The 17,850-nt window shown below is 56.4% G+C and carries 12 protein-coding genes; 4 read left to right on the forward strand and 8 right to left on the reverse strand.

Annotation, left to right across the window (positions count from 1 at the left end; translation table 11 throughout):
- Positions 1–26: 26 nt before the first annotated feature.
- Positions 27–2,108 carry an HNH endonuclease signature motif containing protein gene (locus L0H14_RS03770; protein ID WP_301417996.1) on the forward strand — a complete coding sequence of 694 codons (2,082 nt, stop codon included), beginning with the start codon at positions 27–29 and terminating at the stop codon, positions 2,106–2,108.
- A 169-nt stretch (positions 2,109–2,277) separates the two neighbouring features.
- Here L0H14_RS03770 and L0H14_RS03775 read toward each other — a convergent pair whose 3' ends face one another.
- The 3 genes from L0H14_RS03775 to L0H14_RS03785 all read right to left on the reverse strand — a co-directional run bounded on the left by L0H14_RS03775 (position 2,278) and on the right by L0H14_RS03785 (position 7,737).
- Positions 2,278–6,141: a hydantoinase B/oxoprolinase family protein gene (locus L0H14_RS03775; RefSeq protein WP_301421406.1), complete on the reverse strand. Its 3,864-nt coding sequence runs from the start codon at positions 6,139–6,141 to the stop codon at positions 2,278–2,280.
- 336 nt (positions 6,142–6,477) lie between these two features.
- Positions 6,478–7,482: a Sir2 family NAD-dependent protein deacetylase gene (locus L0H14_RS03780; RefSeq protein ID WP_301419372.1), complete on the reverse strand. Its 1,005-nt coding sequence runs from the start codon at positions 7,480–7,482 to the stop codon at positions 6,478–6,480.
- A gap of 51 nt (positions 7,483–7,533) precedes the next feature.
- A complete protein-coding gene (locus L0H14_RS03785) occupies positions 7,534–7,737 on the reverse strand; it encodes a DUF3073 domain-containing protein (protein ID WP_301419373.1) in 204 nt (67 codons plus the stop codon).
- 270 nt (positions 7,738–8,007) lie between these two features.
- On the opposite strand from L0H14_RS03785, the gene L0H14_RS03790 reads away from it, so the two are divergent.
- The gene (locus tag L0H14_RS03790) at positions 8,008–8,766 is read left to right on the forward strand and encodes a hypothetical protein (RefSeq protein ID WP_301419374.1); all 759 of its coding nucleotides are present in this window, start codon (positions 8,008–8,010) and stop codon (positions 8,764–8,766) included.
- Between the two features lie 12 nt (positions 8,767–8,778).
- Here the strand turns inward: L0H14_RS03790 and clpB are convergent, their stop codons facing one another.
- The gene (gene clpB / locus L0H14_RS03795) at positions 8,779–11,379 is read right to left on the reverse strand and encodes an ATP-dependent chaperone ClpB (RefSeq protein ID WP_301419375.1); all 2,601 of its coding nucleotides are present in this window, start codon (positions 11,377–11,379) and stop codon (positions 8,779–8,781) included.
- A 106-nt stretch (positions 11,380–11,485) separates the two neighbouring features.
- The gene (locus tag L0H14_RS03800) at positions 11,486–12,298 is read right to left on the reverse strand and encodes a hypothetical protein (RefSeq protein ID WP_301419376.1); all 813 of its coding nucleotides are present in this window, start codon (positions 12,296–12,298) and stop codon (positions 11,486–11,488) included.
- Positions 12,299–12,348: 50 nt separating this feature from the next.
- Between L0H14_RS03800 and L0H14_RS03805 the strand changes: the two genes are divergently transcribed.
- Positions 12,349–13,599, forward strand: a complete 1,251-nt coding sequence (locus tag L0H14_RS03805) for a YihY/virulence factor BrkB family protein (protein ID WP_301419377.1) — start codon at positions 12,349–12,351, stop codon at positions 13,597–13,599.
- Between the two features lie 29 nt (positions 13,600–13,628).
- Here L0H14_RS03805 and L0H14_RS03810 read toward each other — a convergent pair whose 3' ends face one another.
- Positions 13,629–14,234, reverse strand: a complete 606-nt coding sequence (locus tag L0H14_RS03810; RefSeq protein ID WP_301419378.1) for a hypothetical protein — start codon at positions 14,232–14,234, stop codon at positions 13,629–13,631.
- Between the two features lie 209 nt (positions 14,235–14,443).
- Between L0H14_RS03810 and trmB the strand changes: the two genes are divergently transcribed.
- Positions 14,444–15,343, forward strand: coding sequence for a tRNA (guanosine(46)-N7)-methyltransferase TrmB (trmB, locus tag L0H14_RS03815; RefSeq protein WP_301419379.1), 900 nt, complete (start codon positions 14,444–14,446; stop codon positions 15,341–15,343).
- Here the strand turns inward: trmB and L0H14_RS03820 are convergent.
- Both L0H14_RS03820 and L0H14_RS03825 read right to left on the reverse strand, forming a co-directional pair.
- Positions 15,340–16,479, reverse strand: coding sequence for a glycerate kinase (locus L0H14_RS03820; protein WP_301419380.1), 1,140 nt, complete (start codon positions 16,477–16,479; stop codon positions 15,340–15,342). The two genes, trmB and L0H14_RS03820, sit on opposite strands and share 4 nt — an antisense overlap.
- Positions 16,476–17,850, reverse strand: a 1,375-nt coding sequence (locus L0H14_RS03825; protein ID WP_336621722.1) for a GntP family permease, incomplete at its 5' end; no start/stop codon positions are given. The genes L0H14_RS03825 and L0H14_RS03820, both read right to left, overlap by 4 nt.

Raw genomic sequence — 17,850 nt, forward strand, 5'->3', positions numbered from 1 at the left:
GATGACCCGGATCCCAGGAGGTGGTCATGACATCCAGTACAGCAGCTGCTCCCAGCGTTAGCTTGTTGGCCGATACTATCTTTGCCAACGGCCTTGGTGCGAATCCCAACGGCTTGCTCTCTGAGGATGTTGATGCGGTAGAGGATCTTCTCCCGTTGCGTCAGCGGATGTCGCAGACCATGATGGCCGCCCACGATTCGGTAGACGACAAGCTTGGTTCGGAATTGGCCATGTGCAGCCTTGCAGAGCTCCAGGCTTTGCGAACACAGATCACATTGCGTGAGAAACAACTCCTGACCCACGAGACAGCCGACTTATTCGCGCCGATTGACCCCAAGGACCACGGATTTGTCGATTCCGTCAACCCAGACACCGATTCCACTGATGCTGCGGCTTCCGTTCCGGCAGAGAAGCTGTCCCTGGTGGAATACGTTCAGATTCGAGAAGAGAATGCCGATCTCGCAGGGATCGTCAGCACCCGTGCCACAGCGGATTTAGTCCAGTACTTACGCAATCCCGGGATCACACTGAAAATTCCTGGACAACATCGAGGACAAACTCCGCTAGCAGCTGCGATTTCATTCGTAGCTTCGACATTACGCCTGACCTTTGCTGCGGTGGATAAGCGGATCACTGCCGCCGCTGGGATGTGGCCGCAGATGAACTATCGAAACACAAAACTCGAAACACCGCGGCTGGCCTCCCAACTCGAACAAGGGCGTATCTCGTTGGAGACAGCTGCTGTTGCACAACAGAATCTCTCGGATATCAGACAGGCTATTCGACGGGCTGGAGGGGACCAGGCTACTGCTAATGATGTCGTCGCGCAGAAGGAGCATGAGTTTGTATATCATGCCCTGCGAAACAACCCACATACCTTTGCCCGCTATGCAAAATCGCGCAGCGACGCCGTCACGAATGGTCTCATCGGCCCTAAAAAGCCGTTGACGGATGATCAGCTCAAGCACGAGAAAGGCCTTTTTTATGAAGGCCCTATCGGCGACACACTGCATCGAGTCACAGCCATTATTGATCAGGGCGAGCTATTACATCTCAACGCGATCAGAGAACTTGCCAGCAAGCTGCATTCAACGGTCGCAAAGATGCAAGAACAACACGACAAGACATCGCCTGCTACGCCTCAGGGCTCCACCGATGAGATACATGACGCCGACGAAATGAGCAATCATCCTCGGATTACACCGGCCGATGTCGACCTGGGCATTGCCAAACTCTTCGACGGACGAACCACCGCTGAGCGCTGGCTCAACGCGATGATGGATTTCCTATCAGCAGGTTTGATACTACGTAAAACCTATGCACCGGACGCTACCGACGCAGAACAGCGAGGCCACGACGAAGCATTGATGAAGGCAGCTGAGCAATCTAACGTGTTAGCCGGTCTGCTCGGATTGGGGCCGACAGACACCGCTGAAACCGAGATTCACCCTCCGGATGCTGCAGATCGCACAGCCCCGAAGACCAAGGATCCTCTCGCCTCACTCATTCCACCCGGTTACCAACTTCTACGACCAAATCTCGATGTGATCGTAGAGATCTCGTTACAAGATCTTACTGGTACATCTCTCGAGAGCACGGTCGATGCTCCCCTACTCAAGGGAGACAACGCAAGCGAGGTAGCCAAAATCCTCGAGTTGCTCAAGCAACCACATCACTCAAGGTCCGCCCCGGTGGGGTCGCCTGGCAATGTCAAGATCGACTACGGATTAGCACGACAACAAGCATGTAGCAATAACATCATTCCGACGGTTTTAGGGTCTGCTTCACAGCCTCTCGACGTGGGACGGTCGCAACGCCTTTTCCCTCGGACAATCCGACGCGCACTCCATGTTCGTGACCGCGGTTGCGTTGTCCCAGGGTGCCCGATTCCTGCAGTCTGGTGCGAAGGTCACCACATAGAGCCCTGGGAACACGGAGGACAAACAAAACTGGCGAATGCGGCACTGGTGTGTCGCCATCATCACCGCGCTTCGCATAAGCAACTACTCCACATTCATATGGAACCTGACGGACACCCGTCAGTGAGCTTACCGCGGTCAATCGATCCAACTGAAACACGATATCGCAATGTTTTCTGGCAAAAGTAGAGTGACTAAGTCAAGGAGCGTAGAGAGAACCTCGCCAACCAAACCCGGTTCTTCGATACCACTTGCGACTTTAAACCATGAATACGGCTAAAGCGGAGGCTACTGGTATCGCGTTGATACAAGTGGCCCCCGCTTCTATAAGGTCGAGAAGCTCGAAGTGTTTGGAGAGTTAACTTACTTCTACTACTGCTAAGGCAGCAGTCCGAAGTTTTTCAGTTCCTGCTTCGTCGATTTCTAGTCCGTTGGTTGTTTCTTTGAGTACGACACCGTAATCGCGTTCGGCAGCTTCCCTATTAGTAAAGCCATCGAGCACGTCCGATAGAACTTTCTCGGCGTCGCGTTTCATCGGATGACCAAACCCGCCAGCGGACGGGACGGTAATCTGAACAGAATCTCCTGCTAGCAGCTCGCGACCAGTAACCTTCGATGGCCACGATTCTTCACCATCACGGCCAGGGTTCTTGATGATGGATGCGTTCCGACCCTCATGACCACCATATGCTCCCCATGGGACGTCTGATTCGTGGCGCTCACCCTCACAGGTAATAATGGTGTCTTCCAGGAAGGTGTTTTCGCGGACGATACCGATGCCGCCGCGGTACTCACCGGCAGCTGCTGGTTCTTCACGCAACTCGTAACGGTCGGTTCGCATTGGGAACCGCCACTCAAGCTCTTCGATCGGGTTATTTCTTGTGTTGGAAATGAGATTGTCAACTGAGTCTGGACCATCAGAGTTCTGGCGAGCACCATAGGAACCTTCATTGACTTCGAGATATACCCAGTATTCTTCGGCTTTCTTATCCCAACCCGAATACGACATGAAGTGGATGTGCGCAGAGTTACCGGCAGTTACTCGCTCTGGGATTACCGGAGCCAGTGCCTTTAGCGCTAAGTCCACTGCACGCTGTACTTGAGAGAAGCGTGAGAAGGTTGCTGCAGGATACTTCGGATTGAAGATTGTACCTTCCGGCGCAATGACCTTCAGAGGCTTGAGCATGCCCTCGTTTTGCGGAACAAAGACCGGGAATGCCATTTCGTCGAGGAACATCATGCGGGTAATAAAAGTGAATGCCGACACCGTGGTACCTTCGAATGCACAGTTATATGCGGTCGGTACCTGTAGAGACGAGCCGGTTAGATCATAGGTGATCTCGTCGCCTTCGACAATGACCTTGACGACGATCGGCAATTTCTTACCGTAGTTTCGTCCATCGTCATCTAGGTAGCCGACGTCGGTTTCGTACACTCCGTCAGGAATCTTGGCGATTTCTTGACGCAGCATGCGTTCAGAATAGTTGATCCATGATTGGCCAGCATCTTCAACAGCTTCCAGTCCGTACCGATCGATGAGCGACAGGTAGCGGTTACTGGCGAGGTTACAGGCAGCAATCATCGCCTGGAAGTCGCCTTCGTTGGAGGTTGGTGTGCGGGTGTTGTTGAGGATGTGTCGGATCAGTGATTCCTGACGCACGCCCTTCTCATACACCTTGACTGCACGGAAGATCGTTCCTTCGGATTGGATGTCTTGAATATCCACCATCAGCCCGGAGAATGCACCACCGTTGTCTATGATCTGTCCCGAAGCGCCGGAGAAGCCAACGAGTTCGCCTTCGTGGAAGATCGGCTGAATGATCGCGACGTCTGGTGAGTGCGTTGCGCCCAGATATGGGTCGTTGTGCAGAATGATATCGCCTTCGTGGATATCGTCGCCGAGCACCGAGATCACACCTCGGACGATTTTGGGCATGGATCCCATAAACATCGGTGTCGAGTCGGACTCTGCCAACACGTTGCCATCTCGGTCAAAGAGTCCCGCACCTAAGTCCTCGGACTCGCGGATAATCGAGGAATATGCCATACGGAACAGGACCGAGGCCATTTCCTTAGCCGCTGAGTTAAGAGCCCCACCGATAACACGCATCAGGATTGGTGTTGCGAGTTTCTCTTCAGTTTCGACCGCAGATGGGCAAGTAATCGCCAGGTTTCCTACCTCATCGACGACGCCGTGGAAGCCAGGAGGTACAACGACGGTCGAGTCATACTGTTCAATAATGACTGGACCAACAAACTCTGTCCCAACACCGAGTTTTTCACGTTCGTAGAACCCCGTATTGACCGTAGTTGGTTTGCCTTCAACATCGAAGGTCACCGGACGGGTCTCGACCAGGGCCGCTTCGAGTCCACCGGTGGTGTTCGGCAGTGGAGTCGGCAGTTCGTCCATCACGGCAGAGGCATCGACGCGGATGTTAATAACTTCGACGGTGCCGTTTTCGAACTTGTGGCCAAACTCTTCCAGGTGGGCCGCGTGGAATGCTTGCTCAACCTGTGTGAGCCACTGGTCATCAATCTTGCCCTTCGGTACGCTGAAACGAACTTCATAACCTTGGCCTTCATAACGGGCATCGGCGAGCCATTCGATTTTGCGTCGATCCTCGGAAATGCTCTCCGAATCCAACCGGGCAACTGCTCGTGCTTCGAGCTGTTCGTAGGATTTCTGAATTGAAGCGGTGTTAGCTTCATCGAAATTGAATCGTTCAGTAGCAACGTATTCGTAAGTTTCGTCAGTGGCGAGCAAGCCGATTGCTGCAATAATGCCTGGGCTCGCTGGGACCAATACTTTCGGCACTTCCAGCTCCGAAGCAATTTCACAGGCAAACAGCGCACCGGCGCCACCAGCTGCGACCAGGATGAAGTCGCGAGGGTCATAGCCTCGGCGTACTGAGTTCTGCTCGATAGCCTGCGTCATACCGAATTTTTGCACCTGCAGGGCACCGACAGCCGCTTCTTCAGCGGTCATGTTCATGCTGGAACCCAACGTATTGAACACGTCTCGGGCTGCTTTCAAATCCAAGTCCATTCCGGACCCGGCCAGGGGTCGGCCCGGACGCATCCGTCCCAAAAATGCTTGCGCGTCGGTCGATGTTGGTTCTGTACCACCGCGTCCGTAACACACCGGCCCTGGCGTAGCACCTGCCGATTGTGGGCCCACACGGAAGACACCGCCGGCATCTTGAAACGCGATTGAACCACCACCGGCACCGATGGTGTCGACATCGACCATTGGAATCATGGCCTGATAATCCCCGATTTTGGTGTCGAGGAGATGGCGCATGCGCAGCTCACCCTCGTATGCGACACCGATGTCGGCTGAGGTCCCACCAATATCCAGGGTCACCACATTATTGTGTCCAGATTGCTCAGCGGCCCACATGCCGCCGATGAGCCCACCGACCGGACCGGACATCATCAGAGAAACTGGGCGTCGTCCCGCATCGGCGATCGGAATCATACCGCCGGAGGACTGCATCATGAGAATATCGTGCTTGAAACCAAGTTTCTCGGCTTCTGTCTGCAAGCGGCGGAGGTACCGCGACACTTTTGGACCGACGTAGGCGTTCAGAGCAGTTGTAGAGAACCGTTCGTATTCGCGGTACAACGGAACAATATCGGATGAGAGCGAAAGATAAGCCTCGGGGAATTCTTCTTGAACAATCTCCCCGACACGGTGTTCGTGCGCTGGATTGAGGTAAGAGTGCAGCAGACACACCGCAATAGCTTCGACGCCGGCAGCTTTGAGCTCGCGAACGCGGGCACGCACTTCGTCGTCATCCAGTTCAACGAGAACGTCACCGCGTGGTGCAGTAATGCGTTCGTTGATAGTCAGACGGTGACGGCGCTTCACCAGCGGTTGCGTCTGCCAAGGCAGGTCCTGTTGCAGCGAAAAGTTGTACGGCTTCTTATGCCGTGCGATATGCAGGATGTCGCGGAAACCGTGGGTCGTGATCATCCCGACTTCAGCACCTTTGTGCGTGAGTGCGGTATTTGTGGGGACGGTCGTGGTGTGTACGAGCTGATCTATTTCGGAAAGTGGGACCCCAGCTTTTTCGCTGAGGCGTGCCAGGCCATTCAGGACGGCCTGTGATGGATCTTCCGGAGTTGAGGGAACTTTCTCGACAACGCTTACACGTTGTCCATCATCTAGGTAATAGAGGTCGGTGAATGTTCCACCGACGTCGACGCCGATTCTCTTCATGAGCATTCCTTTCGTCTGAGGCACAGCACCGGGAGTGAAATTCACGGCCCGCCTGAACTGTGATGCTGCTCACATAGCAACCTAGTTGCTTGAATAGCAACAAGCAATACTTTGACAAAAGTTTTTAATTCGCCTCGAAACCCTGATGTGAGCGCTCCCGAGTCCTTCGGCAGCGCTACTTACCACTCATGGCGCCGCCCCATACAAGGCCGCCGCGCTAATGTAGATGCCGCTCGGGGCATGACAAGGCATAGCGGCCAGGGAGACCGACAGTACAATCGACAATTTTGTGTTGCCCACCCACAAGCGAATGGACGTGGCGAGGTGACGCGCGCTCTAGGAGATTTTTTCGTCCAACCATTCAAGGGCCTGCTGCACACCGGTGTGCCAGCGGAATGTTGCACGCTCTTCACCACGGGTAGGGCCCCGGTTGATGACCCCGATGGGCTTTCGGTTGCGATCAGCTTCGAGCAGGATCCGATAACTGCTCATGACTGCCAAGGAAGAACCGACGACGATCAGAGCGCCCGACGACTCGAGCAACGCACTGATGGACTCCTTGCGCTGACGGGGAACGACCTCACCAAAATAGACGACGGTCGGTTTGAGCTTATCCGAGCCACAATTCAAACACTGCACCATTGTGAACTCGTCAACCCACCGCTGCGGGATGCGCGCGTCACCGTCGGGGTTAATATCAGCCTCGGTAATATGCCAGTCATCCGCCACACCGGTATTGGCCTCATGCAGCCGAATGCCAAATGCTTCACGATCTTCCTTCACCCCGCACACCAGACACTCGATTTCGTCCATCGAACCGTGCAGGGCAATCACTCGCCCCGGCTCGGTGTTGTGGCCCAACTGAGCATCAATGCCGTCTTGACTGCGCTGATGCAACCCATCAACATTCTGGGTCACCACCCCAGAAATGACACCCGATGCGTTCCAACGTGAAATAATGTCATGTCCCACGTGTGGAGTCGCATCGTACATATGTTGCCACCCCACAAACGAACGCGCCCAGTACCGGTGCCGAGCGGCGTCGTCGTGCAGAAATTCCTGATAAGTCATCGGCCGGGAATGCCGAAGTGAACCTTTGGGCCCGCGGTAGTCCGGAATGCCAGAATCTGTGGACATGCCGGCACCCGTGAGAATAAGCGGCTTGAGCCTGAGAAGCTGCCCGATGCCGGTGGACGCTACCTGCACGTTTTGATAGGGCGCCCTATCGTCGATGACGCGCTGAACCGAACGGATGGCTGCCTGATGCGTCGCGTACGCTGGGTGATCTTCCGAAATCGAAGAAGGCTCGAAAGAAATCGGCCGGTCAGATGAACGCGTCATCTCACCGTGCCGACTCTTTCAAGCTTCAAAAAAACCCTTCGAGAAGAGCGCCTACGAATGGGATGAGTCCTCGCCGAACCCATCCTCGTAGGGATCATACTTTTCCGCGTGTTCGGAGTACTCGTCGTGCTCGTCCTTATTGGGTTTGTTAGCGGATAGCTCTCGTTCCAGTGCTGCCAAATCGGTAGCTGGCGAGAAGTACTTCATGTCCCGTGCCTGACGGGTTGCCTTTGCCTTTTGACGGCCGCGCCCCATGAGCGTGACCCCCTTCGCGGTCTCTGTGTCCTCAAAAGCGGCAACATAAGGCCCATGCTGCCCTCGAGGTCTCAATTTTGTAATGGTTCGTGCTTACCAGGTTAACATGTTTGAGTAGAGTTCGCCCCTCGCCAGCTAAAATATGTCTGGTATAACCAGGGCTTTCGCTCTAGGATCAGCTAACAACCGGCAGAACCCTAGTGGCTCCGCGCAAATGCATGTGCCAACGGAGACTATGAATACTGCTGTCAGGAAGGATGATGGACCGGCATGACCCCAGCCGATAACCACCCCAACTCGGACCCCGGGTCTCCGCTGTCAGCTGAAGACCACGCTGCACCGACTCGACGTCAACTCCGTCAACAACAGGAGCGTCGTTCACGACGAAACTCGTGGATTATCTTTCTGTCGGTGCTTATCGTCATCCTCGCAGTCGTCATGTTCTTCGTCTACAGTTTCAGTTCCTCCGACAACAACGGCGCGGAACAACCGGAAGAAACCAGCACCCGAAACCCCTCCCCTGGCCTGGACGGCATCATTGCGACCAATGTTTCTCCGGAGAACTTCCTAGCCGGTGATTGCCTCGCCAATTACACCGACGCCGGAAGTCCTGCGGATATTGTCGAGTGTTCGACCCCGCATAATGCTCAGCTGGTAGGACGTCGCATGCATTCGCTTGAGATGTCACACCCCGGCGAGGAAGAACTGCTCGATGATTCCGAGACCTTCTGCGCGGACATCACCCTGCTGGAGAACACGCAAGCAACCTACTCGATCAACACGTCGAGGCCTTCGCAATACACCTGGGAGAACGAAGACGATCGTCGGATCGACTGCATCGTATCGACCAATGACGAAGCCAATTTTACTGAGTCGCTTGTCGAAAGCCCTGAGGTAGATGACCAGCGATCCAAAGATGAGCAGTCTGAGAGCCCTCTCCAAACCGCAGAGGACGCAGCCGCCGATGGTTCCCAGGACGACGCGGAAACTGCGTCACCTACCGAAGAAACCACCGACGACGCGTCCTAAGGCGCAGACTTTCTAGCCCGCTGAGGTTCTCGTTCCTAAGACGAGCCCCTCGCCGTCGGCGTCGGCGTCGACGGTGACCGTATCGCCATCAACGACGTCGCCGGCCAGGATGTTCTTGGCCAATTTATCTCCGATTTCCCGCTGCACCAGGCGCCTTAATGGACGGGCCCCGTAGGCGGGGTCATAACCGATCCGGGCCAACCATTCGGCGGCAGCAGGGGTAACTTCGAGACTGAGACGACGCTGTCGCAGGCGATCGGCCAACTGCTCAATCTGCAAATCCACAATCGAGACGAGATCACGAATGGTCAACGGATCGAAATGGATCATGTCATCGAGTCGGTTCAGGAATTCAGGCTTAAACGCCGCACGCACAGCCGCACCCACCCGGGCATGTTTATCCGCTTCATCGAGACTGGCATCCACCAGGTACTCCGATCCAAGGTTGGACGTCAGGATCAAGATCGTGTTGCGGAAGTCGACGGTGCGCCCCTGCCCATCGGTCAGTCGTCCGTCGTCGAGCACCTGCAACAAGATGTCGAAGATCTCAGGGTGAGCTTTCTCTACCTCGTCCAGCAGAATCACCGAGTACGGCCGACGTCGCACAGCCTCGGTCAATTGGCCACCTTCGTCGTACCCTACGTAGCCGGGAGGCGACCCCACCAGCCGGGCTACCGAGTGTTTCTCGGAGTACTCCGACATGTCTATGCGGACCATGGCGCGGTCGTCGTCGAATAAAAACTCGGCCAATGACTTGGCCAACTCCGTTTTCCCAACGCCCGTGGGCCCAAGGAACAGGAATGATCCAATGGGTCGATCTGGGTCTGAAACACCCGCACGCGAACGACGCACCGCATCCGATACCGTTTCAACGGCTTGGCGCTGGCCGATCAGCCGCTGGCCAATTTCTTCTTCCATGTGCAACAGTTTTTCTTGCTCGCTCGAGAGCATGCGCCCGGCCGGAATACCGGTCCAGGCTTCAATCACTTCGGCGATATCCTGGGCCGACACTTCTTCGGAGACCATGGGCGTCTCATCGGAAGGCACCTTGTGGTCGGCGGCTTCGGCTTCGGCAAGATCCTTTTCGACTTGCGGAATTTCGCCGTAGAGAATCCGTGAGGCTTCGGCAAGGTCGCCTTCGCGCTGAGCCCGCTCGGCAGCTGAACGGAGGCCGTCCAGGGTGACACGGAGGTCGCCGGCTTTGTTGAGGGAGGCCTTTTCGGCTTCCCATTTAGCGGTCATACCGGCTAGCGCTTCCTTGGTGTCCGCCAGTTCTGCGCGCAGTGCGGCCAGCCGCTCGATCGATCCGACGTCAGTTTCACCCTCGAGGGCGAGCTCTTCCATAGTCAACCGATCTGCGGCACGACGGAGTTGGTCGAGAGCCTCCGGCGCAGAATCGATCTCCATGCGCAACCGGGAGGCGGCTTCGTCCATGAGATCAATGGCCTTATCGGGAAGTTGACGACCAGTAATATATCGGTTCGACAGATTCGCTGCCGCAACCAGTGCGGTATCCGTGATGGCGACCTTGTGATGCGCCTCGTAGCGCTCTTTCAGGCCGCGTAGAATCGCAATCGTGTCGTCAACGGAGGGCTCCCCGACATAGACTTGCTGGAAACGCCGTTCCAGAGCCGGATCTTTTTCAATGTTTTCCCGAAACTCGTCCAGGGTGGTGGCACCGATCAGTCGTAGTTGACCGCGAGCCAGCATCGGCTTGAGCATATTTCCGGCGTCCATGGAGCCTTCCGCGGCCCCTGCGCCAACTACCGTATGTAACTCGTCAATGAACGTCACGATCTCGCCGTCGGCCGCAGCTATTTCCTCGAGCACGGCTTTGAGACGTTCTTCGAATTCGCCGCGATATTTCGCACCGGCGACCATCGCTCCGAGATCCAGCGAAATCAAGCGTTTGCCGCGCAGCGATTCGGGTACATCTGCGGCAACAATCCGCTGTGCGAGACCTTCGACGACGGCGGTTTTGCCGACGCCTGGGTCACCGATCAACACCGGGTTGTTCTTGGTGCGGCGCGATAACACCTGGATGAGACGACGCACCTCGGCGTCCCGGCCGATAACCGGGTCAAGTTTGCCAGAAGCGGCTATCTCGGTCAGGTCAGTGCCGTATTGTTCAAGCGACTGAAACGTCCCTTCGGGATCCTTTGAGGTGACCTTCGTATCGCCGCGAACCGACTTCATGGCTGCGCTGAGAGCTTCTGCCGTAGCGCCTGAGTCCCGAAGACCCTGGCCCGTATCGCTGGTGTCAGCAGCCAATCCCAGCAACAAGTGCTCGGTGGAAACGAATTGGTCGTGGTTGTTCTGTGCCCAGGTTTGAGCAGCTGAAATGACCGCTACGCCGGCACGTGATAGCTGAGCTTCAGCTACCGAAGATCCCGACACTTTGGGCAGTGCCGCAATCTGGCTCGAGGCCCGGGTGGATACTGCGTCTGGGTCAATATTTGCAGCTTTGAGCACTGCCACCGCTACCGATTCGCGCTGGTCCATGAGCGCCTTGAGTAAATGCGCGGGCTCAATTTGTGGGTTCCCCGCGGTGGAGGCGTTCATGGCCGCAGCAGAAAGCGCCTCCTGTGATTTCGTAGTGAATTGAATATTCATCGATTCTCCTTGCTCCCGGTCTCCCGGGAATCCAAAAACCTAAACTTGAGTATACTTAACTCAACCTATTTTTGGTCAAGAATATTCCGAAATTGTGCGCCCAATATTAGTCAGCTGTGGGTTCGTCCGAGGTTTCTGCTGCGGAACTCTCGTCCTCGGGGCTCGGTGAGGCGCTGGCCTCATCTTGGAAGGTCTCTTGCAGCTTCTCTGCTTGAGCCCCAAACATTTCCTGGGCCTGTTCCATCGAGACTTGTTCGGCGCTCATATACGCGTGATAGGTGCCATTGACCGACGCGCCACCCACGGCAATCGTCTCAGTTTCTTGACCGTCAAAAATTTCTAGGTGCAGCGCATCGAGGCCTGGCACTTTGGTAAAGATGGCTTCAGCATCTTCAACTTCATCGGAGGTCAGCGTGTCACAGGCGTTAGGAATCTCCCGGTAGATCGACATCGGTTCATCCGAATTCACGGTTTCAAAAATAAGGGTTTCCGCGGCCGCTTGGGTAGCCTCGGGACTCTGCTCGCTGTCACCGTTACTTGGCGCCACTTCTTTGACGAATTTCGCGGAGATTCCTGCGACCGCAGGCCCGCTATACGAATTGAGCTCATCCAGCAGCTGCTTGCACTCCCCCGTTGGGCTGAAGTCGGTAAGCGTCAAATACATGCTCACCGGCTCATCTACGAAGCCCTCCACCGGAGGGTCCTGTGGAGTGCCCATCAACTCGGCATCCGTCACCAGGGCTTGCGCATACTGATCGAGCTCGGCTCCCGGTGCTGTTGGAGAGGCCGTCGAAGTGGCATCGTCGTCGGGAGCAGCATCGTGTTCGTCAGTGCCCTGTCCAGAGCATCCAACCAATACCATGCTGCCGGCCGCCACGAGGGCTGCCATCTGAAAAGCTTTGCGTTTTACTACCATCACACCTCTACGATACGGCCAATCTGCTCTAGCCAACAGCTAAGCTCGAATGTATGTCAAACCGCGCCGCCTCGAATAGCCCGCAGACGCCGTCCGACGCAGAGACGACGGCCGAAACCGCCGGGCCGACACCTCGGTCGCTAGTCCGGCGCCCCACCAGTACGGCGATAGCCACAATTATTGCACCCAAGCGGCCGGATCGGACCTACCATAAGCCGCGGCCTACCCTGTGGTTCGTTATCCGGCGTACCTGGGGTCGAGTGATTGCGATGCAGGTGTGGGATCTGGCGGCAACCATGACGTTCTACCTCGGGTTATCACTCTTGCCCGCGCTCATTGCGCTGACTTCCATCGTGACGCTGATTGATTTCACCGAAGAAACCATCTGGACGATCGCTGAATTGGTCAACGACCTGGTCCCAGCGCTAGAAGCTTCTACGGTGGTCGCCACGATCTTGAACCTAGTCGACACTCCCGGTGGCGTCACTGCGCTTACGCTGGGGCTCATCGGAGCCCTTTACTCGGCTTCCAACGTTGTTGCGGCATTTCATCGGGCTATGAACCGTCTCTATGACACCCGCGAGGGTCGACCGTTCGTCTATTTCCGGCTCGTCGTGTTTATTGAAACACTCGTGCTACTGATCGCATCGCTGGCTCTGGTCCTTTTGGTCGTGTTGGGCGGCGACTTTTCGGTGCGCTTGGGCCAAGCCCTGGGGCTCACTCAAGAAACCGTGGCTACTTGGAATGTGTTGAAGTGGCCCCTGATCCTGTTGGTGCTCACCTTCCTTGTCTCGCAGGCCTTCTATCGCGGCCCCAACATCCTGCGACCTCGGTATCGTATCGTCACCACGGGGGCGGCCTTTGCAGTCATCATCCTGTTCTCGGCGCTGGTCTTTACCGGCTGGTTGCTGGAGCGCGTCACCGTGTTCGAGCAACTGTTCACGACCGTCAACGGCATTCTGTACGTAATCGTGATGATTTGGATCGCGTTCATCGTGATGCTTGCGGCCGCCGCGTGGGACGCCGAAATGTTGCGCGCCCGTCAGCTGGCTTCCGGTTATTCAGCAGGTCAAGAACTGCAATTGGCGACCGAACATACCTGGGTGTTGCGCAAGCTGGACGCCGAATCTGCAAACAGACGCCGCATCTCGGCGATCATCGTCGACAACTATCACAATGGTGAACCCGTCACGATGCCAAAAACACTGCAATTGACCGAATCGAACTCGATTTGGGCAATAAAAGAACCCGGCTACCGACCGTCAACGGGGGCCCCGTTCCACGGGGAGCGTCACAGCGGGTAGCCGGGTCTACTCTTTGACAGCGACCTAAATTAGGCGGCTTTATGTGCTTCTTTCCGTGCAGAACGGGCAGCCTTACGGGCCGCTTTGCGCTCTTCACGTGCGGCTTCGGCAGCATTTTGCAACACTTTCTGCTGCTCGTCACGTGCAGAATGGATCGCTTCTACTTTTTGTTCCTTGGCGTCATGGATCTTGGACACACGACGCTTCGCTGCTTTCTTGCGGCGTGATGTGGTGTTGACCGTCGAATCGACGAGCATGCTCAGACCTGCGCCGAGCATCCACACATCCTTGGCAACAGCAGTACCATCCGAGCTTGGACGGACGCCGTCTTCCTGAGTCATACCAGGAGTGTTCAAGTACATGTTGAGCAATCCGGCTGAAAACGCACTCAGCGCCGTACCGGCCAACCAGCCTGGAACTTTTGGAATCAACTGTGCGGCCCCAACACCAATCTCGGTAAAGGCGATAAACCGACGGAATGCTGCGGGCGACATGTCCGCCAAAACGGGCACACCGTTTGCGGCCATCTGCTGCAAACCCTCAGCATCTTCATCCGAGAGGCTGAGCTTTCCGATACCGGAATTCAGTACAAAAGCACCGGTGGTCAAACGTAGCGGCAACTGAGCCAAGCTCATAAGTCTTCCTTCCATACGGGACTCGTTACCCTTAACTGTAATACTTCTGGCGTCAATTCCAATACGTTCCACGTGCGCTGTACCTCGGTGATATATTATTGGGCGGCTTTGCGCCGAAATTCGTTGCTCCAAGAACCTTGCACTACGATGGGCATGCACCACGAATCACGACTGAACCACCACTAGAACGCTGAGAAAACTCAACACCTATGTCTGCTGATAAACACTCTGATCATCCCGAAGATGTCACCAACGCATCGGTGCCGTCGGGATACCGCAAAATTGAGACCCCCGAGGGGACAAAAATTGTTCGCGAAGGTCCGGTGTCGTTCGTACGTCGTGAACTGGCCATGTCGCCCAACAGGCAGCGCCTTTGGGATGACCATACGGGTACCACCATATTGCCGGTGACCAGGTCATTTGCTGACACCTCGGTGGCCCCAGAATCGCATTTGGACGTCGCACAGGTGTGGGAACAGGATGCGCCACTCATCGTCGATGTGGGCGTCGGTCATGGCGAATCGACCTTTGCCGGCGCACAGGCCCACCCCGACAAAAATTTCCTGGCTGTGGAAGTGTACAGGCCCGGACTGGCAAAACTGCTGAACCGCGTGGCCACCGAAAACGTCACCAATATACGTATGGTCGAAGCGAACGCTCCAGAAGTCTTGGACCACATGCTGGGCGCTGGAACCGTCAGTGAGGTATGGGTGTTCTTCTCGGATCCGTGGCCCAAGAACCGCTACCATAAACGTCGGCTCATCCAACCGCAATTCCTTGACCGCATTGCCCGGGTACTCACCGACGACGGCGTACTGCGGTTGGCCACCGATTGGTCGCACTACGCCCACCAAATGCGCACGACGCTCGATGACCATCCAGCATTCGAAAACCTACACGCTGGCCGACTCGCCGGCGAACACTCTCCATTAACCTTGGCACGGGCCCATGGCACCGATGACGGCAATCCCCTGCCCTGGGAGGAAGCTCTGGACACGGTTGGGGGTTGGGCACCACGCTTTACCACCCGGCCCGTTACGAGCTTCGAAGCAAAAGCCCAGCGGGCCGGCCGCTACATTTTCGACCTTGCCTATCAGGTGCGCTCCTAACGGCCTCCGCCGCCGGCGGCCAGCCAAGTGCGCATAATGTTCTCGGCCGTTGCCGTGAGGTTGTCCGCGGTATCGGCTAATGCGGCTTCAAGAGCTTGCGGTTTCGGGGTAATACCAAAGACGGCGGTGATCCCGTGGTCGTAACTGGCTCGCGCGCCCTCGCCTACGGACCCCACGATCGCAATCACTGGCTTATCGGTTCGGCGTGCCACACCGACGGGCACCTTGCCGGCCAATGACTGACCGTCCAGCTGCCCTTCCCCGGTGAGGATCAGATCAGCCGTTTTAGCCCACTCGTCGAAACCAACTGCATCCAGGACGTCGTCGACTCCAGTGCTCAATTTTGCGCCGAAGAACGCATACATTCCCGCGGCAAACCCACCGGCCGCTCCCCCTCCGGCAACACCTGTGACGTCCACACCGACGTCACGGGCAATGATGTTCGCGGCATGCGCTGCACCGCGCTCCAGGCGCTGCACCATAGCCGGGTCGGCGCCCTTCTGTGGCGCGAAGATCGCTGCGGCGCCGTTGTCGCCCAGCAAGGGGTTGTCAATATCGGTCATGACGGTGAGCTCAGCTGGACGGCGCATCTGCGATATGTCAATGGAGGCTATTTTGCCCAGGGTCGCGCCCGTTGGTACAAATTGCTGCCCAGCGTCATCATAAAATGTGACTCCACAGGCAGCGGCCGCACCGCAGCCAAGATCGTTGGTGGCTGATCCGCCCGCACCGATCATCATGTTCTGATCTCCCAGGTGATCAATCAGTTGGCCCACCCCGTAGGTCGTGGTGATCTCTGGATTCGGCTGGGTAGTCAGCGGGAGCCCGGCCGCCGCAGCCATTTCGATCACCGCGCCGTCGGCAAGTTGGCCGTAACTGGCTGTGACCGGTAGATGTTCTGGGCCTGTCACTTGCAGTTCGTGGCGTTCACCATTAGCCGCGGCGACCAGGGCGTCCACGGTACCTTCTCCGCCGTCGGCCATGGGAATGGCGGTCAGCAGAGTATCGGGGGCAGCTCGGTAAATGCCTTCGGCCAGTGCGCGCGCGACGTCGCTGGAGCTCAGAGAGCCCTTATACGAATCGGGTACCAACAGAACATTCAGGGGCTTGGTATTTGTGCGTGGGTTGTTGGTCATACGAACAGTCCAACCAACCAGATGAAGATGATTGAGGTGACGCCCATGACGCCGGTGGTCAGCGTGTGTGTTCGATAGCCTTCCTGGACTGTGAGGTTTCCAAAACGGGTCACAACCCAGAAATATGAGTCATTGGCGTGTGAGACAGTCATAGCTCCGGCTGCAATGGCCATCACGGCGAGTGCTACCTGGACGTCGGATTCCAAGCCAAGCGTGCCCAGGAGTGGGGCAACAATTCCCGCGGTCGTGACCATGGCAACCGTTGATGAACCCTGGGCTGTTTTGAGTACGGCGGAGACGAGGAATGGGAAAAACAGACCGATCGAAGCGAATCCTGGAGCAACCTCGGTGATGTAGTCGATCAACGGACTGGCGGCGATCACCGCACCCAGCACCCCACCAGCACCGGTGATAAACAGGATCGGACCGGTCACTCGCAGGGTATCTTCGGTAATGTCTTGAAGCTCCGACATGCGCTGCTGGACCCCCAAGACAATCAGTGCGACGAGGAGGCCAAGGGCCAGCGCGATGATAGGGATGCCGAAGAATTCGAAAAGCTCTGCACCAAAACCTTCCCCGCCAGACATGGTGACGACAGAACCGATGGCCATGGCAATAATCGGGACGGCGATCGGCATAAACGACAAGAATTTACTGGGTAGCCGACCGTAGGAATGGCGCAACGTTTCGTACTCGGCTTCTACGTCTTCGCTGGTAATTTCTTCATCTTCGACGGTCGTCACACGCTTGGCCCAGCGAGTGGCCATGAAATACGAGACGACCAGGGCAGGAATCGCGACAAGAAAGCCCATGCCGATGACCAAGATGAGGTTATCGCCCATCCCCATGGTGCTGGCAGCAGCAATGGGCCCTGGTGTTGGTGGGATGAACACGTGTGAAATATACAAACCCGATGCGAGCGCAATAGTCATCGACGCTGAGGCTGTGGCGGTGCGCCGGACCAGTGCTCGCCGTATGGGGTTCAGAACAACGAACCCGGAATCACAGAACACTGCGATCGATACGATGAAACCCATCAGCTGCGTCGCCAAAACCGGGAACCGCTTGCCAATGGTGTTCACCAGGGCATCCGCCATTTGGAATCCGCCACCGGTTTTTTCCAAGATGAGGCCGATCAGCGCGCCGAGGATAATGACGATACCGATCGAGGTGAAGATCCCTGAGAAGCCTTCACCAATCACCGTGGCGATGCCCGGTGTCTCGTCGTCTTGATCCGTGAGTGGGATGCCCGCAAGCAGCCCGAAGGCTAACGCGATGGACAGGATTGCCAAAAATGGATGAACTCGCCACTTTGAGATCATCAAAATCATCACCGCGATAGCTATAAAAAACGCGATGAGTAGTCCTAGT

The sequence above is a fragment of the Yaniella sp. genome, assembly GCF_030453185.1.
In the GTDB taxonomy this organism is placed as follows: domain Bacteria; phylum Actinomycetota; class Actinomycetes; order Actinomycetales; family Micrococcaceae; genus Yaniella.